Below are 21940 nucleotides of genomic sequence, written 5' to 3'. Positions count from 1 at the left end.
ACCGGTGGCGACAGCCCAGCCCCCGAGCGGACCGCCGGTCGTCCGCCTTGCCGGAGTGCATCTGCACTACGGCAAGGCGGAAGCCCTGCGCGGCATCGATTTCGAGATCGCTTCAGGACGGATGATCGGCCTGATCGGCCCTGACGGGGTCGGCAAGTCGAGTCTTCTCTCTCTCGTCGCCGGCGCGCGGGCCGTGCAGGGCGGGGCGGTGGAAGTGCTGGGCGGCGATATGGCCGACAGACGCCATCGTGAGAATGTCTGTCCGCGCATCGCCTATATGCCGCAGGGCTTGGGCAAGAACCTGTATCCAACGCTTTCGGTCGAAGAGAACCTCCAGTTCTTCGCTCGCCTGTTCGGTCACGACGCGGGCGAGCGACGCCGGCGCATCGATGACCTGACGCGCAGTACCGGCCTTAAAACCTTCCTGTCGCGTCCGGCGGGTAAGCTTTCGGGCGGAATGAAGCAGAAGCTGGGTCTATGCTGTGCGCTGATCCACGATCCGGACCTGCTCATCCTCGACGAACCCACGACCGGCGTCGATCCGTTGGCGCGCGCGCAATTCTGGGATCTCATCGCGCGCATCCGCAAACAGCGCCCCGGCATGAGCGTAATCGTCGCCACCGCCTATATGGACGAGGCGCAACGCTTCGATTGGCTGGTAGCGATGGACGATGGCGCGATCCTAGCCACCGGCACACCTGCCCAGCTGCTCGAGCGCACGGGCTGCAACGATCTTGACGCCGCTTTCGCCGAACTTCTGCCCGAAGAGCGCAAAGATGGCCACGCACCGGTGGTCATTCCGCCGCTCGATGTCGAGGAGAATGACATTGCCATCGAGGCGCAAGGGCTGACCATGCGTTTCGGGGACTTCGTTGCGGTCGACCATGTTTCGTTCCGCATCCGCCGCGGCGAGATTTTCGGTTTTCTCGGATCCAATGGCTGCGGCAAGTCGACGACGATGAAGATGCTGACAGGCCTGCTCCCCGCAACGGAAGGGCAGGCCTGGCTGTTTGGCCACGAGGTGGACCCGCGCGACATCGCTACACGCCGCCGGGTGGGCTATATGAGCCAGTCCTTCTCGCTTTATGGCGAGTTGACGGTGCGGCAGAATCTGGAACTCCATGCGCGCTTGTTCCACGTTCCGGCTGAAGAGATCGCCAGACGTGTTGTCGAGATCGCCGGCCGCTTTGGCCTTGAGTCAGAGATGGAGGAATTGCCCGAGCGTCTGCCGCTGGGCATTCGCCAACGACTTAGTCTTGCCGTGGCTATGGTTCACAACCCGGAGCTACTGATCCTCGATGAGCCAACGTCGGGCGTGGATCCGGTCGCGCGCGATTCATTCTGGCGCCTGCTTGTCGAACTGTCGCGGCGCGACCGGGTGACAATATTCATCTCCACCCACTTCATGAACGAGGCCGAACGCTGCGATCGCATGTCGATGATGCACGCAGGCAAGGTACTCGACAGCGACGCGCCCGCAAAGCTTGTCGAAAAGCGGGGCGCGAAGTCGCTCGAGGATGCCTTCATCGGTTATCTGCTCGAGGCTGCCGGAGAAGGCGGGGCGCCAGCGGAGGACATCCCTGAACTCCAGGCACAGGCCGAGCCAGTTCACGATCAACCTCCTGCGAGACGCCGGTTCAGCCTTCAAAGGCTGTTCAGTTACGTCTGGCGTGAAACGCTTGAACTGCGACGCGACCCCGTCCGTGGTACACTGGCGATTGCAGGTTCTGTCATCCTGCTGCTCGTGATGGGATACGGCATCAGCATGGACGTAAACGATTTACGGTACGCCGTGCTCGACCGCGACCAGAGTGCGATGAGTCAAAGCTATCAGCTTGACATTTCCGGGTCTCCGTATTTCATCGAACGACGCCCGATCACCGATTATGACGACCTCGACAAGCGGATGCGCAGCGGCGAACTAGCGCTTGCAATCGAGATTCCACCCGGCTTCGGGCGGGATGTAATGCGTGGCGCGCCGGTAGCCATTGGCGCCTGGTTCGATGGCGCGATGCCGTCTCGTGCGGAAACCGTGCAGGGTTATATCCAGGGCATGCATCAGCTCTGGCTCTCCGAGCAAATGCGCATGGCCGGCATGACGACCGCTTCGTCGGTATCGGTCGAGAACCGCTTCCGTTACAATCCCGACGTCAAGAGCCTGCCAGCGATGGTGCCGGTCGTCATTCCAATGCTGCTTCTGATGTTGCCCGCGATGCTCGCAGCGCTTGCCGTGGTGCGCGAAAAGGAAACGGGCTCGATCATCAATCTTTATGTTACGCCGGTCACGCGAACGGAATTCCTGCTGGGCAAGCAATTGCCTTATGTCGGACTTGCGATGCTGAATTTCACGGTCATGGTGCTGTTGGGTGTGTTTCTGTTCGACGTGCCCATCACAGGTAGCGTGTTGACTCTGGTGGTGGCCGCATTGCTTTTCTGCGTTATCGCCACGGGTATGGGGCTGTTGGCTTCGGCCGTCACGAAAAGCCAGATCGCCGCGATGTTCCTGGCGATGATCGGCACGCTGATTCCCACGGTTACCTACGGGGGCATGCTCGATCCAGTCTCCTCATTGGAGGGTACGGGCCGTATCATCGGTGAAGTCTATCCGGCCAGCCATATGTTCACGATCAGCCGAGGGGTATTCAACAAGGCACTGGGTTTCGGCGATCTGGCGGGATCATTCTGGCCGCTGATGCTGGCAATCCCGGTCATCATCGGTGTCGCGATTGCGCTGTTGCGCAAGCAGGAGCAGTAGCATGCGCCAGAAGCTCTCCAACATCTACCGGCTTGGCGTCAAGGAGCTGTGGAGTCTTTGGCGTGACCCGACAATGCTGGTGCTGATCCTGTTCCTGTTCACGGCGTCGGTCTACACGTCCGCCTCTTCAATGCCGGAAACCCTCAACAAGGCGGCAATCGCCGTCGTCGACGAGGACAATTCGCCGCTGTCGCAGCGGATCGTTTCGGCATTCTATCCGCCCCAATTCAAGACACCCGATCGCATCGCTCCGTCGCAGATCGACCCCGGCCTGGATGCAGGAATCTATACGTTCGTGCTGCACATCCCTTCGGGTTTCCAGCAGGATATTCTCGCAGGGCGTAAGGCGGAAATCCAGCTTAACACTGACGCGACGCGCATGACTCAGGCGTTTAGCGGGAGCGGCTACATCCAGCAAATTGCGCTGGGTGAAGTGACTGCTTTCATGCAGCGATACCGCAGCAAGACAAGCCTCCCGGTAGACCTTGAAGTGCGCGCACGGTTCAATCCGACGCTGAACAAAAAATGGTTCGGTGGCCTGTCTCAGATCATCAACTACATCGCGATGCTCTCGATTATTCTGACCGGGGCCGCGTTGATCCGAGAGCGCGAACACGGCACTATCGAGCATTTGCTGGTCATGCCAGTGACGCCTTTCGAGATCATGGCGAGCAAGATCTGGTCGATGGGCCTTGTCGTGCTGGTGGCGTCGTTTGCCTCACTCAACCTGGTGGTACGCGGAGCGCTCGACATCCCGGTCGCAGGATCGTTAACACTGTTTTTTTCTGGCGCGGCGCTGGTGCTGTTCGCGACGACATCAATGGGCATATTCATGGCAACCATTGCGCGCAATATGCCGCAGTTTGGGATGTTGGCGGTGCTTGTGCTTCTGCCGCTGCAGATGCTTTCAGGGGGTACGACACCTCGCGAAAGCATGCCTGAGGTGGTGCGCACCGTCATGCTCGCTGCGCCAACCACTCATTTCGTTGAACTGGGGCAGGCGATTCTGTTTCGCGGAGCCGGAATCGATGTGGTCTGGCCGCAGTTTGCTGCGGCGGCAGCGATCGGTGTGGTGTTCTTTGCAATTGCGCTCTCGCGCTTCCGTAAGACGATCGCATCGATGGCGTGATTCGCGTGCAGGTAGGCAAGATTTGCTTCAGGAGAACTGGGTGTTTTGGTGCCATCGCCGTCAACGTGTGCATGAATTTTTAATGAGAAAATTGCATTTTTGTCTGAATGATCCTATCTGGAAACCAAAGGAGCATTCAGTGTCGGCAGTGACGGAACTCGCGCGAAAATTGCGACCAGGGCAAGTTTACCGGCGTAAAGATCTTGCACGCTGGTCAACTGCCGTTGACCGGCATCTGCGTCAGCTTGTCGCGAAAGGACGCCTTGAGAAGGTGGCGAACGGTCTGTACATGGCGCCGCGCCGGACCCGCTTTGGTAATGCTCCGGCAAAGCCGGAGAAACTGGTGGGGAGGTTCCTTGGGGATGAACGTTTTCTCATGGTGTCGCCCAATGCCTACAATGGCCTAGGTGTGGGCACCACGCAGCTTCACAACGTGCCGGTCGTCTACAACCACAAGCGGCATGGGCGCTTCAAGCTCGATGGTCGCGAGTATGATTTTCGTATGCGCGCCACCTTACCGGCTCATCTGACCGAGGAGGTCTTGCTCGTAGACCTGCTTCATAACCTCGAGCGGCTGCCTGAAGATGCATCCAGCATCTTGCCTAAAGCCTTAGCGCGCGCGCGAGGAATGGATCGCAAACGCCTGGCACGGGCCGTCCGCGACTTTGGCTCGGCTCGAGCGGAGCGGTTATTGTCGCCTGTGCTGCACAGCACATGACGCTGCTGCACAACTTGCCTGATTTCGGCGATCTGATTGCCGTGACTGCCCGAAACCACGCAATCGACCCAAGCCTAGTCGAAAAAGACTATTGGATCATGCATGGTATCTGGGGTTTGCAGCAGTTGGGTTTTGGCTTCGAGCTCAAGGGCGGCACCTCGCTGTCAAAGGGCTTCCGCCTGATCCACCGCTTTTCCGAAGACATCGACATTCTTATCCATCCCGATAGTGAACTCCCGACAGGAAGGAACCAGAACAAGCGGATCCATGTCGATGAGCGGCGGCAGTTCTATGATAGCCTGCCGCCTCGGTTGAGCATTCCGGGCTTCCTCACAGCGGAGCGCGATCACAATTTCGACGACGAGCGACTGCGGAGTGCTGGCATTCGCTTGCTCTATCCCGAACTCAACCATCTTCCCGCAGGCATAAAGTCGGGTATTCTGCTTGAGGCAGGCTTCGATCAGGTCTCTCCAAATCGACCGTGTCTGATTTCATCTTGAGCCTATGATATGGCTGCCGCCAGCGGCGTTCCGGATATTACTGACAACCGGGCAGTCGACGTGCCGTGCTATGAGCCAGGGTACACTCTCGTCGAGAAGCTCCAGACAATCTCAACCAAGTTTCGCCGGCAAGGGGAAACCGGCGAGATGCCGCAAAACTTTCTGCGGCATTATTATGATGTCTATTGCCTTCTTGAGGATCCCGATGTCCAAGCATTCATAGGCAGCAGAGCTTACCTTGCACACAAGGAAGCTCGCTTCCCGGCGGCCGACGAAAAGCAACTTATACGGAATGAAGCGTTCCTGCTTTCCGATCCGGAGACGCGATCACGGTTCGAAGCTGCATACCGGAGTACAAGTGCTCTCTATTATGATGATCAACCTTCTATGGCAGTGCTGCTGGAGCGTCTTGCTGCACACCTTCATCGACTTTGAAGGGAGGCAAGAAGCGATCTCGTGACCCTGTCGCAGTCCATGTCTAGAGCGTTCTGCGGATAACCTGAATCGAAGGTTTCCTTGGCGGGTCGATTTGTGATTCCTCCTCCTTGGAGGTGGATCATGGGCAGAGCGCATTCTTCTGATCTTCGTGTCCGTATTTATGCGGCGATTGCTGAGGGTGGTTCGCGACGGGCAGCGGCGCGGCGTTTTGGGGCGAGCGCGGCGACGGCGGTCAGGCTGGCGCAGCGCCAGGCGCAGACCGGGTCGGTGGCGCCTGCCAAACAGGGTCGACCTGCGGGCAGCGGCAAGCTGGGCGCCTACCGCGAGATGGTGATCGGCTGGGTCGAGGCGGATGGTGAGCTGACCCTGTGCGAACTGACCGAGCGGCTGGCGAGCGAACATGGGGTGAGCGTGCATCACACCTCGGTGCTGCGCCTGCTCAAGGCGGCAGGTTTTACTGTCAAAAAAAACTCTGCTGGCCAGCGAGACCGATCGCGCTGACATCGTGCGTGCGCGGCGGGTCTGGCGTGACCATCGCCAGCCGTGGATGCGCCGCCGCCCGGAACGGCTGGTGTTCGTCGACGAGACCGGCACCACCACCAAGATGACCCGCCTGCGGGGTCGCGCGCGCCGAGGCCAGCGGCTGAGGATGAAGGCTCCGTTCGGTCACTGGGGCACCCAGACCTTCATCGCCGCGCTGCGCCACGATGGCCTGACCGCGCCCTGGGTGATCGACCGTCCGATGAACCGTCAAATCTTCGAGGCCTGGGTCGAGACCCAACTCGCTCCCACGCTCAAGCCGGGCGACATGGTGATCCTCGACAACCTCTCCAGCCACAAGAGCGAGAAGGCCAACGCGATCCTCAAGGAACGCGGGGCGTGGTTCCTCTATTCCACCGCCGTAGGATCAAAAAACGCTCTACTCCAATGGTCTACGTCCACCCGCGCACAGGTCTCCTAGGTGGTAAACTCATAAACTGGCTTGCGAGATGTAGATTGGATTGATTCAAGGCATTTGAAGGAGCCTTGGATGAGCCGTCGCAGATTTGAGCTTACGGATTTCGAGTGGTCGGTGATCGAGCCGTTGTTGCCGAACAAGGTGCGCGGTGTTCCGCGTGTTGATGATCGTCGGGTGATCAATGGGATATTGTGGCGGTTTCGCACAGGCAGCCCCTGGGCGGATATCCCGGAGCGCTATGGGCCATACACGACGTGCTACAACCGTTTCGTGCGTTGGCGCAAAGCTGGCGTATGGGACCGGCTTCTGTCCTCCGTCAGCGCCGCTTTCGATGGCGAACTGGTCATGATCGACAGTTCCTCGATCCGGGTCCACCAGCATGGTGCGACCCTAAAAAGGGGGCCCCCAATCGCTGCATGGGACGTTCCCGGGGCGGCCTGACTACCAAGATCCATGCGCTGGTTGATGGCCGGGGTTTACCGGTCGGCCTGCATCTGTCGGAAGGACAAGCCAGCGATTGCCGCGAGGCTGTAGCGCTGCTTGATGTCGTACCACCCGGCAGCACTTTCCTGGCTGACAAGGCCTATGACAGCGATGCTATCCGCGCACGGATCGAAAGCAACGGCGGCTTCGCCAACATCCCGGCAAAGCGTAATCGACGAAAGGGCTTCGCCTTCAGCGCCTTCCTCTACCGCTATCGCAACCTGATCGAGCGCTTCTTCGGAAAACTCAAACACGCCAGAGGCTTGGCGACACGCTACGACAAACGCGCCGATAACTTCCTCGCTGCCATTAAGCTCTTCTCAGCACGGTTATGGATCGCAACTAATGAGTCTACGGCCTAATGATCCGACGCTGTGCGAAGAGCAGCGACTCTGACTCGTTTCTGACCTTTGAAGAGACAAAAATCACTTGGTCAAATGGTGTCTGAACTCAGCTCGTCCGATCCCTGAATTGTCTTATCGTAAAACCCCATATTGGGGGTAGTGAAGGGGGTATTTCTGGGGTCTCCTCTAAATGTATCCTAAATTATCAATTGGATAACTGGCATCCATGGATCCCTCCTCCGCTACCATTACCGACAAATCGATAATGGCCGTTCAGGCGGCAGCGGCCTCACCGCTGCCATCGATCTTGCGCGCGATCGCCAGAAAGGCGCGGATCAGCAGCGGCACGAGCACGATCGAAAGAACCACCTTCGCCAGCGCCTGTCCCGCGATCAGCTGCGATATCGGACGGACGCCGTAGAATGACACGGTGATGAAGACGAGCGTGTCGACCACCTGGCTGATCAGCGAGGCCACCGCGCCGCGCACGGCTACAAAGCGTGAGCCGATCTTTCCCAGCCTGTCGAACAGATAGACGTTAAGAGTCATCGATACGCCATAGGCGAGGATGCCCGCGGCCATCAGGCGCCAGCTCTGCCCCAGGATGATGGGGAAGGCTTCCTTGGCCGGTTCGTACATGCCGGGATCCGTGGGCAACTGGATCACGAGGAAAGTGAGCAGGATCGCGATTATCAGCGGCACAAAGCCGAACCGAACCAGAAGATCGGCCACCGCCTTGCCATAATGCGCTGAAACGGTGCTGGAAATCGCCACCAATAGCAGGAAGGGGAAAATGCCTGCTTCCACCGCCAGCGGGCCGAGCGCCACCTGCTTCGCGCCCAGGACACCGGCGATGCAGACCATGCCCCCGTAGAAAGCCGTGAATACATACAGGGCCTTGGGCAGGCTGGCGGTCATCATATGTGTCGGGTGCTGGCCGGACATTGGATAGGGAACTTTCGCTGCGGGGAGGGGAGTGTGTGACAAATCGGAGAAGCCTGCTTGAGCGCAGTCGGCTTTTGCTTCAATAACCTAATTCCTTTCCAGCACCGGACTTTCCCCACATTCCTGCCTCTATGCCCGAAGCACTGACCAGCCTGTTAGGCATTGCTGCGATCATCGCGATCGCCGTCCTCATTTCCACCGATCGCCGCAATATCCGCCTCCGGGTGGTGCTGGCGGCATTCGGCCTGCAGGCCGGCATGGCGCTGTTCGTGCTCCGCGTGCCGTGGGGCAGGGCGGCAATTCGTGGGCTTTCTGATGGTGTTTCGGCGCTGCTGTCCTATGCCAATGCGGGGACGGAATTCCTGTTCGGTTCGGCGGAAAGCAACCCGCTGTCCGGCACTTTCGTGATCTCCGCCCTGCCGGTCATCATCTTCTTCGCTTCGCTGGTGTCGATCTTCTATTATCTGGGTGTGATGCAGCGCGTGGTGCGCTGGCTGGGCGGGGCGATAGCCTGGATCACCGGCATCACGCGGGTCGAATCGCTCGGGGCGGCGGCGAATATCTTTGTCGGCCAGTCGGAAAGCCCGCTTGTGGTGCGGCCATATCTGGCGGCGCTCAAACCGTCGCAACTCTTCACATTGATGACAGTGGGGATGGCTGGTGTCGCGGGCACGATCCTGGCCGCCTATGCCGGGGTGCTGGGGCGTGAATATCTGCCCTTTCTACTGGCGGCGACCTTCATGTCCGCGCCGGGCGGCATCCTGATGGCCAAGCTGATCATGCCCGATACGCCGGGCCAATATGTGGACGAGAACGGCGAGATCGTGCTGCCGCGGTCGCGCATCAGCGCGGAAGGCCCCGCGGCGCTGACCGAAGGCGAAAAACCGCATGAAGTCGAAGTCGCCGAGACGTTCGAGGATGGCAAAGTTCCGGCCAATATCATCGAAGCGGCGGCGCAGGGCGCGCAGACCGGCGTGAAGCTGGCCGTGGCGGTTGGCGCCATGTTGCTGGCATTCGTTGCACTGGTGGCGCTGGCCAACGGGTTGCTGGGCGCTGTGGGGGGATGGTTCGGTTATCCGGCCCTGTCCTTCCAGCAGATCCTTGGCTGGATTTTTGCCCCGATCATGTTCCTGATCGGCGTGCCGTGGGGCGAAGCAGGTTATGCTGGCGGATTGTTCGGCACCAAGGTGGTGTTGAACGAATTCGTCGCCTTCATCGAACTGGACATGGTGAACGCGTCGGCTCTGGGCGATCGTTCGCGGGCCATTGTCACTTTCGCATTGTGCGGTTTTGCCAATTTCAGCTCGATCGCGATTCAGATGGCGGTCACGGGTGGGCTGGCCCCCAACCAGCGGCCCGTTATCGCCAAATTGGGCCTTCGTGCCCTGGCTGCCGGTTCGCTGGCCAATCTGATGAGCGCGGCTCTGGCGGGACTCTTCCTGCAGGTGTAAGCGGCGGCCATGACCGAAGTCGCATCCGTATCCCTCACCCGTCCGCTCGCCGATTTTTCGGATGAGCTGGGCCGTTCCTTCACCGAATATGGTTTCGCGATCGTGCGCGACCATCCCATTGCGCCTGATCTGATTGCCCGTGCATGGGATCTGTCCAGGCAGTTCTTCGCGTTGCCGGAAGATGTGAAGCGGCAATATCACCTGGCCGGGATGGGCGGTGCGCGCGGCTATACTCCCTTCGGTACGGAACGGGCGAAGGATGCCCAGATCAACGATCTGAAGGAATTCTGGCATGTCGGCCGCAGCCTGCCGCCAGGCGATCCGCTGGAAGAATTCATGCCGCCCAATGTCTGGCCGCAGGAGATCGAAGGTTTCCAGCAAACGTTCGAGGAACTGTTCCTGGCCTTTGAAACCACCGGCCGCCGCATATTGTCGGCAATTGCGCTGCATCTCGGGCTGGAGGAGGACTTTTTCGATCCGACGGTGGAGAATGGCAATTCGGTAATGCGGCTGCTGCATTACCCGCCCGTGCCGGAATCCGCCGATGGCGCGATCCGGGCCGCCGCGCATGAAGATATCAACACGATCACCCTGTTGTTGGGTGCCGAGGAATCCGGGCTTCAATTGCTTTCGCGGGAAGGAAAATGGCTTTCGGTCGCGCCGCCCGAAGGTGCGCTGGCAGTGAATATTGGCGACATGTTGCAGCGCCTGACCAATGGCGTGATGCGGTCCACGACCCATCGCGTGGTCAACCCTGTCGGCGAGGCTGCGCGTCGATCACGCTATTCCATGCCCTTCTTCCTCCACTTCCGGCCCGACTTTGAAATCCGCGCACTGAGCCAATGCGTCGAAGAAGGGCGGGAGCACGAGGTGGAGGCGCCAATAACGGCGCATGATTACCTGATGCAGCGCCTGCGCGAGATCAATCTGGTCTGAACCCCTGCGGGAACCGCTCGCACCTTCGTGAGTTTTGCACCGCAATAAACTTCTCCCGCTATGTTGCGATGCGGCAACAGCGGGTAAAAAGGCGCGTGAATTCAAGGGTTAAAGGTCGTCTCACTGGCCCTCTTGGAGGCTTGGTCGCGGCTGTAACCATATTGTCATCGGCCTGACACTGTTGAGTCTCCGGCGGTCCATACGCAAGCGCCACGTCAGGGAATCAACAAGGGAACATTCCGAAATGAAGACCAGGTTTCTAGTGGCCGCCAGCTCGGCATCGATGGCGGCCGCTGCGCTGCTTGCATCGCCCGCCGCAGCTCAATCTACCGGCGCGCTCGATTTCGAAGAAGATACGATCATCGTCACCGGCGCTCTCCAGCTGGGTGTCGGCGGGGTGGAAATCCCCGATACGCCCAAGGCGAAGCAGGTTCTCAACCAGGAAGTCATTCGCGAACAGCGTCCCGGTCAGACCGTAAACGACATCGTCAATCTTGTTCCGGGCGTCAGCTTCCAGAACAACGATCCCTGGGGCTCGTCCGGCGGTTCCTTCACCATTCGTGGTTTCGGCGCTGACCGCGTTTCGCAGACCGTGGACGGCATCCCGCTAAACGATTCCGGCAACTACGCCATGTACACCAACCAGCAGGTCGATTCCGAAGTGCTGGAATCGGTGAACGTGAATCTCGGCGTTACCGATATCGACAGCCCGACTGCTTCCGCCGCGGGTGGTACGATCAACATCCGTACCCGCCGCCCGGCTGACGAATTCGGCATCACCGCGACATTTTCCTATGGCGACGTGGTTGCCGATGGCGCCGGCAGCCGCCCTTACAAGCGCGCTTTCGGCATGATCGACACCGGCGATCTGTCCGGCTTCGGCACCTACGCCTTCGTGTCGGGCAGCTATACGAAGTATGACAACGCCTTCAACAATTACGGCCAGATCCAGAAGACGCAGTTCAACGGCCGCATTTTCCAGGATCTCGGCTCGAATGGCGACTTCCTGTCGATTTCCGGCCATTACAACGAAAACCGCAACAATTTCGCAGGATCGAAGTACCGCGCAACCGAATTGCAGGACCTGGTTGATGCCGGCGAGAAGAGAGCGCGCTTCTACGACATCAACTATCCCTGCACGATCACAAGCTCGCCGGGGGTTTTCGAAACGCCGGCAGAAGTTGCTGCTCCGGGCTATGTCGATCCGGATGGCGTGAATGGTTGCGGTGCCGATTTCGATCGTCGCTGGAATCCTTCCAACACCGGCAATATCCGCGGTTCGGCACGCCTGACGCTTGCTGACAACCTGATCCTCACGCTGGACCCGAGCTACCAGTATGTGAAGGCGAATGGCGGCGGTAACGAGGAACTCCTCGAAGGTACCCGCACCATCAATGGTGTCGAATATACCGGCTTCATCCGGGGTGGCTATTATTTCGGCCGCGATCTGAACGGCGACGGAGACATGCTGGACGAAGTCAGCGGCTTCGATCCCAGCCAGACCCGTACGCATCGTTTCGGTGTGATCGGTTCGTTGGCTTACGAGATTTCCGACCAGCATCGCGTGCGCCTGGCCTATACCTGGGACCACGCAAACCATCGCCAGACCGGCATGACTTCCATGGCGGACATCAATGGCGATATTCAGGACGTGTTCCCGATCAACGATCCGCTGTTCACGGTGGACGGGTTTGCGCTCAACAAGCGTGATCGCAAGTCCTTCGCCATCCTGAACAAGGTGGCGGGTGAATATCGTGGCCGTTTCCTGGAAGATGATCTGACGGTCGTTCTGGGGCTTGCCGCACCGTTCTTCACGCGCAAGCTGGACCAGCGTTGCTATACGACTTCGGCGTCGGGTTATATCGATTGCCTGGGCAACCAGGATACGACGGCTTACGAAGCTGCGAATCCGAACGCGGCACCGCCGCAGAAGCGGACCTACAAGTATGACAAGCTGCTGCCGAGCGCAGGCTTCACCTACTTCTTTGTCCCCGATGCATCAGTGTTCGCGAACTACGCCAAGGGCATTTCGGTCCCCGGCACGGATCCGCTCTATGATTCGTTCTATCTGGACTATACGCCGGAAGCACGGCCGGTTCCGGAAACCACCGACAGTTTCGACCTCGGTTTCCGTTATCAGTCCGGCATCGTGGAAGCGCAGATTGCAGGCTGGTTCACCCGCTACAACAATCGTCTTGCGACTTCCTATGATCCGGTTCTGGATGAATATCTTTACCGGAACCTTGGACGGGTCGACAAATACGGCATCGATGCATCGGTTGCCATTCGCCCGACCACGAATACGTTGCTCTATGTTTTCGGTTCGTTGAACGAATCCGAAATCAAGGACGACATTCAGGAAGGTGTCGATGGCGACGGACTCCCCGTGTTCCTTCCCACGGCCGGTAATCGCGAGAGTGGTGCGCCAGCCTATTCCTTCGGTGCCCGCGGGCAGGTCAGCTTTGGTGAATTCGATCTGGGCGCGCAGGTGAAGCACACCGGCTCGCGCTGGGTGAACGACATTCACAGTGCAAAGACCGGCAGCTACACCGTGGTCGATCTCGATCTTCGCTACACCGTGGGCCAGAGCCCGCTGGGCGGCGATATCGCGCTGCAGCTGAACGTCTCGAACCTGTTCGATGAGTTCTATGTCGGCGGATATGACGGTTCGCTCGATAATTCGGGCCCGAATGTCCAGATTGGCGCTCCGCGTGCCATCAGCGGTTCGATCCTGTTCGGCTTCTGATCCGGCAAATAGCCGGGGATTTTAATTCCGGCTGCTGAAAAGAAAGGGAACGGCGGCGCCTAACGGTGCCGCCGTTTCTTTTTGTTTGCTGGCGTTCATGGGGGGAGGGATCACCCATTTGGATCGTTTCATCCCGGAATACAGGCGATGCGGCGCAAAAAACCCTTGCCGCACACAATCTTATACGTGTAGTTGCGTAGTCGAAATAAAGAGGTGGAGAAGATGATGCGTAAGTATATCCTCGGGACGGCAATTGCCGCTCTGGTCGCTGGCACCAGCGCAGCCCAAGCGGCTCCGGTTGCAAACAGCCGCAGCTCTTCGCCGGTTTCCGAATCTGAAAAGGCTAGCCCGGCCATTCTCGTTGGTGTCCTGGCCGCTGCCGCCCTGACGGTTGTGCTCGTCGGCATCAACGACAATGACAACGACGATCTGCCGACCAGCCCGTAAGGCCTGGTTCCCATACGGGATTTCAAAACGGAAAGCCGCTGGAGAGATCCGGCGGCTTTTTCTTTGCCCGATGGACCGGAATCCCGTGATCTTGGCGATTAGGCGGTGCCAAACCCGGATCGCCAATTGACGCTTGGACGCTGATAGGTAAGGCCTGTGGCGATGCACGGGCAAATCTCACTTGAGGCTCCGCCAGCGCTGGAGGCATTGCGCGGCGAGAGCGATGTCGCGCTCTTTCTCGATTTTGATGGCACATTGGTGGAAATCGCCGAGGGGCCGGAAAAAATCTCCGTTCCGGCCGATCTGGGAAAACGTCTCGTTGATCTGGGCGATCGGATGGACGGGCGCGTTGCGCTGGTCAGCGGCCGCGCCATTCCCAATCTGGAAAATCATCTGGGCCAATTGCCGATGGCGCGGGCCGGATCGCACGGTATTGCCCGCCTGTTGCCTGACGGGTCAACGCTCGGCACCGAACCGGAAGCCTTGCCCGCCGCGGCAATTGCCTTGCTCGACGATTTCATCCGCGACAGCGGATTTATGCTGGAAACCAAGCCCCATGGGGCGGCGCTGCATTATCGCGCTGCGCCGGAACTGGAGGAAACCGGATTGGAATTCGCTGAAAAGCTTGCGGCAGAGCATGATCTCCACGTCAAACGGGGCAAATCGGTGATCGAACTTGTCCGCCCCGGCGCGGACAAGGGCGGGGCGGTAAGGGCCTTCATGGAAGTCCCCCCCTTTGCGGGCGCTCGCCCGGTCTTTGTCGGTGATGACATTACCGATGAAGATGGCTTCAAGGCTGCCGAAGAGCTTGGAGGATTCGGCATATTGGTGGGCGATCGCTCCCCCACATCGGCGAAATACCGCCTTCCGGAGATTGCCGATGTTTATGATTGGCTCGGCCTGTGAGTAACGGCGAAACCAATCTGGAGCTCTGGCCGATCGGCAATTGCCAGGTGTCGGGCCTGATCGACAGCCGCGCTGGCCTGGTCTGGGGCTGCGTGCCCCGTGTCGATGGCGATCCTGTCTTCTGTTCCCTGCTCAATGGCGACAGCGGCAATGTCGGCGTCTGGCGGTTCGAGCTGGAAGGACAGGTTTCTGCGACCCAGTGCTATGACCGGAACACGCCGATCCTGATCACCCGGCTGGAGGCGGAAGATGGCAGCGTGGTGGAAATCTCCGATTTCTCGCCCCGGTTTGAACGGTCCGGCCGCATGTATCGCCCCGTTGCCTATGCCCGCATCGTCCGGCCTATCGCCGGTGCGCCGCGGCTGAAGGTCACGCTCAAGCCGATGCGCGATTATGGCGCACAGGTGGCTGAAACCACCAATGGCACCAACCATATCCGCTATCTTGTCGGCCCGCAGGCATTGCGCCTCTCCACCGATGCGCCGGTGGGCTATGTGCTGGATCAGCGGGTTTACCGGGTAGAGAGCGACCAGCATTTCTTCCTCGGCCCGGATGAACCCTTTGGCGGAAATATCCGGTCCGAAGTGCGCCGGATGGAAGCGCAGACGCGCAAATACTGGCAGCTCTGGGCGCGCGGGCTTGCAACGCCGTTTGAATGGCAGGACGAGGTCATTCGCTGTGCCATCACGCTGAAGCTGTGCCAGCACGAGGAAACCGGCGCGATTGTTGCCGCCCTGACCACCTCCATTCCCGAAGCACCGAATACGGGGCGCAACTGGGATTATCGGTACTGCTGGATTCGTGATTCCTATTACACGGTGCAGGCGCTCAACCGGCTTGGCGCGCTGGACGTGCTGGAGAAATATCTGGCCTATCTCCGCAACATCGTGGACGACGCGAAAGGCGGGCAGATCCAGCCGCTCTATTCCGTCATGGGCGTTGCGGAACTGGACGAAACCACTGCGCCATTCCTCGCAGGATATCGGGGGATGGGGCCGGTGAGGCGGGGCAATGCCGCATATATGCAGGTCCAGCATGACTGTTACGGGCAGATCGTGCTGCCCACGACCCAGGCTTTCTTTGACAAGCGGCTGCTGCGCATGGCGACGGATCGCGATTTTGAAAGCCTTGAGCAGGTCGGCGAAATGGCGTGGAAAATGTATGACCAGCCTGATGCGGGCCTGTGGGAGTTCCGCACGAGGCAGGAAGTCCACACCTATTCTTCGGTCATGAGCTGGGCGGCCTGTGATCGGCTGGCCAATGTTGCCGATTATCTGGGCAAGGAAGATCGCGCAGCTCATTGGCGCGAACGGGCCGATACGATCCGGGAAAAGATCGAGACGGAAGCCTGGGTCGAAAATGGCGATGGCGGCCATTTCGGTGCGTCGTTTGAAAGCGATTATCTCGATGCCAGCCTGTTGCAGATGGTCGAATTGCGTTTTCTGGAACCGGACGATCCGCGCTTCCTTTCGACCTTCGAAATGGTTGAACGCGATCTGCGGCGGGGCGAACATATGCTTCGCTATGCGGCAGAGGATGATTTCGGCTTGCCCGAAACGGCATTCAATATCTGTACCTTCTGGCTCATCGATGCGCTGGTCCGTTCAGGCCGCAAGGAAGAAGCGCGCGAGCTTTTCTGCATCATGCTGGGCCATCGCACCAAGTCGGGTCTGCTGTCCGAAGACATGGACTTCGAAACGGGCGAACTCTGGGGGAACTTCCCGCAGACCTACTCGCTGGTAGGAGTGATTAACTGTGCGGGTTTGATATCCAAGAGTTGGAACACGGTACGATGACACGCCTTGTCGTTATTTCGAATCGCGTCGCCGTTCCCAAGGCCAGGGGCGCCGCCGGGGCGCAGGGCGGCTTGGCCGGGGCGCTGAATTCGGCGCTTCGCAAACATGGCGGGATCTGGTTTGGCTGGTCCGGCCAGGAAGTGGACGAATATTCCGGCGATATCCATGTCCAGCGATCAGCTGACGGCGTGACGACCGCGACCATCGATCTCGAACCGCAGGATATCGAGGAATATTATAACGGCTACGCCAATTCCACCTTGTGGCCGCTGTTCCATTACCGGATCGACCTGACCGAGTATGAGCGGGAATTCGGCCGCGGTTACGAACGCGTGAATGAACGCTTTGCCGATAGTGTTCTGCCGCTGATCGAGAAGAATGACACTGTCTGGGTCCACGATTACCATCTGATGCCGCTGGGCGAACGATTGCGGGCGCGGGGGGTGAACAACCAGATCGGCTTCTTCCTGCATATCCCATGGCCGCCAACGCGCCTGTTCGTATCCTTGCCCTATCATGAGCGGCTTGTCCGCTCGATGCTGCATTATGACCTGATCGGGTTCCAGAATGACGAGTGGCTGGAAAGCTTCCTGCATTATTGCCGGAAGGAACTGGGCGCCGAAGTGAATGACAAGACGGGTGAGATCCGGCTCGACGGGCGCACGTCACGGGCCAAGTCCTATCCGATTGGCATCGATTACGATCACTTCATGGCCAAGGGCGATACAGGAAAGGCGCGGCAGGCGCAGCAGCGCCTGATGTCCAGCACGAGGCACCGTGTTGCCATGATCGGCGTGGACCGGCTGGATTATTCCAAGGGCCTGCCAGAACGGATCGACGGGATTGGCCGGTTCTTCGATACCTATCCGGATCAGGTGCGTGACCTGGTCTATATCCAGATCGCGCCGCCCAGCCGGGAGGATATCGGCAGCTATCAGGATATTCGCGCCACGCTGGAACAGAAGACCGGCCAGATCAATGGCGCGCGTTCGGAAGTCGATGTTGTGCCGATCCGCTATGTCAACAAGGGCTATTCGCAGGAGGAACTGTTCGGCTTCTACCGCGCGGCGAAGATCGGTCTGGTGACCCCCCTGCGTGACGGGATGAATCTGGTGGCGAAGGAATATGTCGCGGCGCAGGATCCCGAAGATCCGGGCGTGCTTGTCCTTTCGCGCTTTGCCGGTGCGGCACAGCAATTGCAGGATGCCTTGCTGGTCAATCCGCACAGTCCGGACGATGTATCGCATAACATCAATCGCGCCCTGCACATGCCGCTGGCCGAGCGGAAGGAACGGTGGGAGAAGCTGATCGTCACCGTGCGCGAGGATAATGTGCTGCGCTGGACCGACAATTTCATTTCCGATCTGCAATCCGCGGAAATGACACAGCAGGCCTGAGGGCGGATCAATCCTCGTCCAGCACAGCGCGAAAGCTAGCCTGGTCGACATTGCCGCCGCTGAGCACGAGCACGCTTTCCGGATCCAGTTCCACCTTTCCGGCCAGCGCAGCGGCAAGTGCGGCCGCTCCGCCCGGTTCCAGAACCAGGCGGAGCTGCGCAAAGGCGAAGCGCTGAGCCGCGCGGATTTCTTCCTCGCTGACGGTCACGCCCGCCACCCTGCCTTTCATCACAGCGAAATTGATCGGCCATGTGCGCGGCGTTTGCAGTGCGTCGCAGGCCGTGGGCGGGGGATCGGATTGCACTGCCTCGATCCGGCCGGAGGCGAGGCTGCGCGTCACATCGTCCCAACCTTCCGGTTCAACCGCGACGATTTCCGCATCGGGACAGGCGAGGGCGATCCCTGCCGTCAGCCCACCGCCGCCACATGGCGCCACGATGCGCGACGGGCCGGACCCTGAGAACTCCCCCATCTGTGCGGATATTTCCACGCCGGTGCTGCCTTGCCCTTCTATCACCCAAGGATCGCCATAGGCATGCACGAAAACGCTGCCCTGCCTATCGGCCAGTTCGCGCGCGATGGCGTCCCGGTCTTCTCCGCCCGGTCGGTCATAAGTCACGATCTGCGCGCCCAGTTCCCGCACGCGTTCGACCTTCACGCGCGGCGCATCATTGGGCATCACGATGGTCGCATCCATGCCCAGCTTCCGAGCGGCCCAGGCCACGCCCTGCGCATGATTGCCGCTGGAGACGCCCACCACGCCGCGCCGCCACTCTTCCGCCGATAAATCGCTCAGCCGGTGCCATGCGCCGCGAATCTTGAACACGCCGATCGGTTGCAGGCATTCGGCCTTGGCCCGGAGCTTCACTCCGCGGATTTCGACGGGCAGAAGCGGCGTTGGCGGCAGAATTTGCGCGATCTTGTGCGCCGCACGCAATACGCCGTCGCGTGTCGGTTGCCTCTTCCCGGTCATCGTTATCCTTTCCGTTTTCCGGCCTCCGCTGGAACACCTGGAACACTGTTCCGCAGCAGAAAAATTCCAGACTGCATCACGGACCTTTCAGCCGGATTTCCGCTGCATGCAAATGTCTTGCGCACTTGCCGCACTTGCCCTGTTTCACTGGTGTAGGAAATCGCTATGGCGGGGATCATCAGGCCGGGGCGATGCGTTCGCTCATGGGCACATATTCTTTTTCGTGGGAGCAATCATGTCCACAGTACTGGTAATCGGCGCTGGCGGCGTCAGTTCGGTCGCAGTCCACAAGATGGCGATGAACGCCGATATTTTCAGCGATATCCACCTCGCCAGCCGTACGAAAAGCAAATGCGATGCCATTGCGGCCAGCGTGAAGGACCGCACCGGCCAGCAGGTGAAGACTTACGAGATCGACGCCGAGGAAGTGCCGGCGATGATTAATCTGATTCGCAGTCTGAACCCTTCGCTGGTGGTCAATCTGGCACTGCCATATCAGGATCTGCCGATCATGGACGCCTGCCTTGAAGCGGGCGTGGATTACCTCGACACGGCCAATTACGAACCGAAGGACGAGGCGAAGTTCGAATATAAGTGGCAGTGGGCCTATCACGACCGTTTCAAGGAAGCGGGGCTGATGGCATTGCTGGGCAGTGGCTTCGATCCGGGCGTGACCAGCGTCTTCTCCATGTGGCTCAAGAAGCACAAGCTGAAGACGATCCGCACGCTGGACATTCTCGATTGCAATGGCGGCGATCACGGCCAGGCCTTCGCCACCAATTTCAATCCGGAAATCAATATCCGGGAAGTGACCGCGCCTGCCCGCCATTGGGAAAATGGCGAGTTCGTGGAAACGCCGGCCATGTCGAAAAAGGTCGCCTTCGACTTCGAGGAAGTCGGCCAGAAGAACATGTACATGATGTATCACGAGGAACTGGAAAGCCTCGCCAAATTCCTGCCCGAACTGGAACGCGGCCGCTTCTGGATGACCTTTGGCGATGAATATATCAAACATCTGACCGTGCTGCAGAATGTCGGCATGACGGGGATCGAGCCGATCCAGTTCCAGGGCAAGGACATCATCCCGCTGCAATTCCTGGCGGCTGTTCTGCCCAAGCCGGAAACCCTGGGTGAAACCACCAAGGGCAAGACCAATATCGGCGTGATCGCCACGGGCGAGGCGCTGGACGGCAGCGGTGAAAAGACGTTCTACATCAAGAATATCTGCAACCACGAAGATGCCTATGCCGAAACCGGCAATCAGGCTGTCAGCTACACCACCGGCGTTCCCGCCATGATCGGCAGTGCGATGATGCTGACCGGAAAATGGAAGGGCGACGGCGTGTTCAACATGGAAGAATTCGACCCCGATCTCTTCCTTGAAATGCTGAACGAAAACGGCCTGCCGTGGAAGGTGGAAGAACTGGCCGGTCCGGTAGAGTTCTGATCCTTGCTTATCGCCAATGCTGCCAGCTCCTTTTCGGGGTGGCGGCATTGGCGAACCATTGCCGCTCAGGCGGAACGGCGTTTGCCGATATAGGCCAGCGCCAGCCGGAATACGGCCCATAGCAGCCCCGTCGCCGCGCAGGCGACGAGGGCAAGCACAAGGTCAGGCTGGAACTGGCGGAGCGTGTTCATGCTCACGCCGAACAGGCCCGGCACGAGGCCAAAGACGATCCACACCATGGCCAGCGTGGGGACCAGCGGGAACCACAGGCTGAACAGGCCGAATGGACCTGATTTCGCTTTCGCGCGCAGCTCCGCGCGTTTGCGCCATGCCCAGGCCATGCTGGCGAGGAACAGGAGGGGGATCAGCACCAGCGAGACGAACAGCGCCTTTTGCTGCCAGCGGCTCGGTTCCCCATTCTGGTCGAGCCCGAGGGCGAGTGCGGTGATGCCGTTTTGCAGCGCGGCATTCTCGCCAAATCCCGTCCCGCTTCCGGAATTGAGCAGCACCACCACTGCCTTCTGCTCGGCCGGGATCATGTTGGCCAGCGTTTCATATCCCGGGCTGGTCCCGCTGTGGCCGACGCTGCCATCGCCGGGGTCCACGACCCAGCCGAAACCGTAATTGGGCGCCGCTGCATTGGCGGGCTGCATCATCTGCGCCTTGCCCGCGGCGCTCAGCACATCGTCCTCCCCATTCATCATCACTTGCATGTAGCGGGCAATATCGCGGGCGGTGGACACTATTCCGCCTTGCGGCGCCACGCTGCGATGGGTCTGGTTTGGAGAAATGGCGCGCTTGCCGGTGAACCACGGGGCATAGCCGGTGGCCATTTCCGGATGCACGGCACCATCGGACACGAAGCTGTGATCCATGCCGATCGGACGCAATATATTGGCGCTTACATATGAGGCGAAATCCTGCCCGCTGGCGACTTCCACCAACCGGCCGAGGATCTGGTAATTGCGATTGGAATATTCATAGCGGCTTTCAGCCGGATATGCGGGTGCTTCAGCGGCATCACGTTCAACCTGCCGGGCCAGTTCATCAGGCGCATTGCTGCGGTCCTGGTGCGAGTAATTGCCCTGCAGGGTGGAATATCCGCTCGTATGGCTCAGCAATTGGCGGATGGTGATGGATTGGGCCGGGCCATCGGCAAAACTGCCGAGATAGCGGGAGATCGGCGCGTCCAGTTCGACCTTCCCGGCCTCCACCAATTGCATGATGGCCAATGCGGTGAAGCTCTTGGACAGGGAGCCGATCAGGAATTGCGTGTCCCCGGTCACCTTCTTTCCTGTATCGCGGTCTTCCACTCCGCGCGTCCCGATTTTGGCGATTTCGCCATTCTCAACCACGGCATAGGCGATGCCGGGCGCGCCGGATTGCGCCATTTCGCGTGCGATGAAGCTGTCGATGGAGCCGGTCGCGCCAGCGGCCTGGCCAATGGAACATAGCGCCAGTGCGAAAATAGCCAGAAGCCGGTGCATGATCTCTCCCCCCTCAAGGATCCGCGCAGGGTAGCACAGGGAAGAAAGGTTCCAACCGGCGCCACTGCCCCGATGACTTGGCGG

At 59.6% G+C, this 21940-nt stretch carries 17 protein-coding genes and 1 pseudogene; 15 read left to right on the top strand and 3 right to left on the bottom strand.

The window, feature by feature from the left end:
* Window positions 1-4 precede the first annotated feature (4 nt).
* The 7 genes and pseudogenes from rbbA (at window position 5) to WYH_RS16425 (ending at window position 7343) form a co-directional block, all read left to right on the top strand.
* Complete coding sequence (rbbA, locus tag WYH_RS03800; protein WP_046902778.1) at window positions 5-2755, top strand: ribosome-associated ATPase/putative transporter RbbA; 2751 nt, start codon at window positions 5-7, stop codon at window positions 2753-2755.
* A gap of 1 nt (window position 2756) precedes the next feature.
* Complete coding sequence (locus WYH_RS03795) at window positions 2757-3884, top strand: ABC transporter permease (RefSeq protein ID WP_046902777.1); 1128 nt, start codon at window positions 2757-2759, stop codon at window positions 3882-3884.
* Between the two features lie 139 nt (window positions 3885-4023).
* The gene (locus WYH_RS17095) at window positions 4024-4602 is read left to right on the top strand and encodes a hypothetical protein (RefSeq protein WP_082348058.1); all 579 of its coding nucleotides are present in this window, start codon (window positions 4024-4026) and stop codon (window positions 4600-4602) included.
* A pseudogene (locus tag WYH_RS03785) lies at window positions 4599-5537 on the top strand (nucleotidyl transferase AbiEii/AbiGii toxin family protein). The gene WYH_RS17095 and the pseudogene WYH_RS03785 overlap by 4 nt, the downstream one beginning before the upstream one ends.
* Window positions 5538-5660: 123 nt before the next feature.
* A complete protein-coding gene (locus tag WYH_RS03780) occupies window positions 5661-6041 on the top strand; it encodes a winged helix-turn-helix domain-containing protein (RefSeq protein WP_046902776.1) in 381 nt (126 codons plus the stop codon).
* A gap of 70 nt (window positions 6042-6111) precedes the next feature.
* A complete protein-coding gene (locus tag WYH_RS03775) occupies window positions 6112-6501 on the top strand; it encodes a transposase (protein ID WP_169780697.1) in 390 nt (129 codons plus the stop codon).
* A gap of 69 nt (window positions 6502-6570) precedes the next feature.
* Window positions 6571-7343, top strand: a protein-coding gene (locus tag WYH_RS16425) for an IS5 family transposase (protein WP_244877932.1) whose coding sequence is annotated in 2 segments (ribosomal slippage) — window positions 6571-6889 and window positions 6889-7343 — 774 coding nt in all. Because the reading frame shifts where the segments join, the coding sequence is not laid out codon by codon here.
* Window positions 7344-7598: 255 nt separating this feature from the next.
* On the opposite strand, the gene WYH_RS03760 is transcribed toward WYH_RS16425, so the two are convergent.
* Window positions 7599-8246, bottom strand: a complete 648-nt coding sequence (locus WYH_RS03760; RefSeq protein WP_413226754.1) for a queuosine precursor transporter — start codon at window positions 8244-8246, stop codon at window positions 7599-7601.
* Window positions 8247-8401: 155 nt separating this feature from the next.
* Here WYH_RS03760 and WYH_RS03755 point away from each other — a divergent pair, with 155 nt between their 5' ends.
* The 7 genes from WYH_RS03755 to WYH_RS03725 all read left to right on the top strand — a co-directional run bounded on the left by WYH_RS03755 (window position 8402) and on the right by WYH_RS03725 (window position 17949).
* A complete protein-coding gene (locus tag WYH_RS03755) occupies window positions 8402-9721 on the top strand; it encodes a NupC/NupG family nucleoside CNT transporter (RefSeq protein ID WP_046902775.1) in 1320 nt (439 codons plus the stop codon).
* Between the two features lie 9 nt (window positions 9722-9730).
* Complete coding sequence (locus tag WYH_RS03750) at window positions 9731-10657, top strand: isopenicillin N synthase family dioxygenase (RefSeq protein WP_046902774.1); 927 nt, start codon at window positions 9731-9733, stop codon at window positions 10655-10657.
* 244 nt (window positions 10658-10901) lie between these two features.
* Entirely contained in the window at window positions 10902-13403 is a 2502-nt protein-coding gene (locus tag WYH_RS03745; RefSeq protein ID WP_046902773.1) for a TonB-dependent receptor, read from the top strand.
* Between the two features lie 222 nt (window positions 13404-13625).
* Complete coding sequence (locus WYH_RS03740) at window positions 13626-13850, top strand: hypothetical protein (protein WP_053833380.1); 225 nt, start codon at window positions 13626-13628, stop codon at window positions 13848-13850.
* 162 nt (window positions 13851-14012) lie between these two features.
* On the top strand, window positions 14013-14756 hold the full coding sequence (gene otsB / locus WYH_RS03735) for a trehalose-phosphatase (RefSeq protein ID WP_082347796.1): 744 nt from the start codon (window positions 14013-14015) through the stop codon (window positions 14754-14756).
* Window positions 14753-16552 carry a glycoside hydrolase family 15 protein gene (locus tag WYH_RS03730; RefSeq protein ID WP_046902771.1) on the top strand — a complete coding sequence of 600 codons (1800 nt, stop codon included), beginning with the start codon at window positions 14753-14755 and terminating at the stop codon, window positions 16550-16552. The genes otsB and WYH_RS03730 overlap by 4 nt, the downstream gene beginning before the upstream one ends.
* The gene (locus tag WYH_RS03725; RefSeq protein ID WP_046902770.1) at window positions 16549-17949 is read left to right on the top strand and encodes an alpha,alpha-trehalose-phosphate synthase (UDP-forming); all 1401 of its coding nucleotides are present in this window, start codon (window positions 16549-16551) and stop codon (window positions 17947-17949) included. The genes WYH_RS03730 and WYH_RS03725 overlap by 4 nt, the downstream gene beginning before the upstream one ends.
* Before the next feature lie 7 nt (window positions 17950-17956).
* Here the strand turns inward: WYH_RS03725 and WYH_RS03720 are convergent, their stop codons facing one another.
* Window positions 17957-18922, bottom strand: coding sequence for a threonine ammonia-lyase (locus WYH_RS03720; protein ID WP_046902769.1), 966 nt, complete (start codon window positions 18920-18922; stop codon window positions 17957-17959).
* Between the two features lie 235 nt (window positions 18923-19157).
* Here WYH_RS03720 and WYH_RS03715 point away from each other — a divergent pair, with 235 nt between their 5' ends.
* The gene (locus WYH_RS03715; RefSeq protein ID WP_046902768.1) at window positions 19158-20369 is read left to right on the top strand and encodes a saccharopine dehydrogenase family protein; all 1212 of its coding nucleotides are present in this window, start codon (window positions 19158-19160) and stop codon (window positions 20367-20369) included.
* Between the two features lie 65 nt (window positions 20370-20434).
* On the opposite strand, the gene WYH_RS03710 is transcribed toward WYH_RS03715, so the two are convergent.
* A complete protein-coding gene (locus tag WYH_RS03710) occupies window positions 20435-21856 on the bottom strand; it encodes a serine hydrolase domain-containing protein (RefSeq protein ID WP_046902767.1) in 1422 nt (473 codons plus the stop codon).
* Between the last annotated feature and the right edge of the window lie 84 nt (window positions 21857-21940).

Source organism: Croceibacterium atlanticum, assembly GCF_001008165.2.
Taxonomy (GTDB): domain Bacteria; phylum Pseudomonadota; class Alphaproteobacteria; order Sphingomonadales; family Sphingomonadaceae; genus Croceibacterium_C; species Croceibacterium_C atlanticum.
The sequence above is the reverse complement of the archived record's forward strand: the minus strand, read 5'-3'. Positions and strand labels throughout refer to the sequence as shown.

Excerpts from the sequence above, each read along its gene's own strand:
- WYH_RS03710 (WP_046902767.1), bottom strand. The coding sequence starts at position 21,856 with ATGCACCGGCTTCTGGCTATTTTCGCACTGGCGCTATGTTCCATTGGC.
- WYH_RS03750 (WP_046902774.1), top strand. The coding sequence starts at position 9,731 with ATGACCGAAGTCGCATCCGTATCCCTCACCCGTCCGCTCGCCGATTTT.
- WYH_RS03780 (WP_046902776.1), top strand. The coding sequence starts at position 5,661 with ATGGGCAGAGCGCATTCTTCTGATCTTCGTGTCCGTATTTATGCGGCG.
- WYH_RS03745 (WP_046902773.1), top strand. The coding sequence starts at position 10,902 with ATGAAGACCAGGTTTCTAGTGGCCGCCAGCTCGGCATCGATGGCGGCC.
- WYH_RS03760 (WP_413226754.1), bottom strand. The coding sequence starts at position 8,246 with ATGATGACCGCCAGCCTGCCCAAGGCCCTGTATGTATTCACGGCTTTC.
- otsB (WP_082347796.1), top strand. The coding sequence starts at position 14,013 with ATGCACGGGCAAATCTCACTTGAGGCTCCGCCAGCGCTGGAGGCATTG.
- WYH_RS03720 (WP_046902769.1), bottom strand. The coding sequence starts at position 18,922 with ATGACCGGGAAGAGGCAACCGACACGCGACGGCGTATTGCGTGCGGCG.
- WYH_RS03740 (WP_053833380.1), top strand. The coding sequence starts at position 13,626 with ATGATGCGTAAGTATATCCTCGGGACGGCAATTGCCGCTCTGGTCGCT.
- WYH_RS03755 (WP_046902775.1), top strand. The coding sequence starts at position 8,402 with ATGCCCGAAGCACTGACCAGCCTGTTAGGCATTGCTGCGATCATCGCG.
- WYH_RS03725 (WP_046902770.1), top strand. The coding sequence starts at position 16,549 with ATGACACGCCTTGTCGTTATTTCGAATCGCGTCGCCGTTCCCAAGGCC.
- WYH_RS03795 (WP_046902777.1), top strand. The coding sequence starts at position 2,757 with ATGCGCCAGAAGCTCTCCAACATCTACCGGCTTGGCGTCAAGGAGCTG.
- WYH_RS03715 (WP_046902768.1), top strand. The coding sequence starts at position 19,158 with ATGTCCACAGTACTGGTAATCGGCGCTGGCGGCGTCAGTTCGGTCGCA.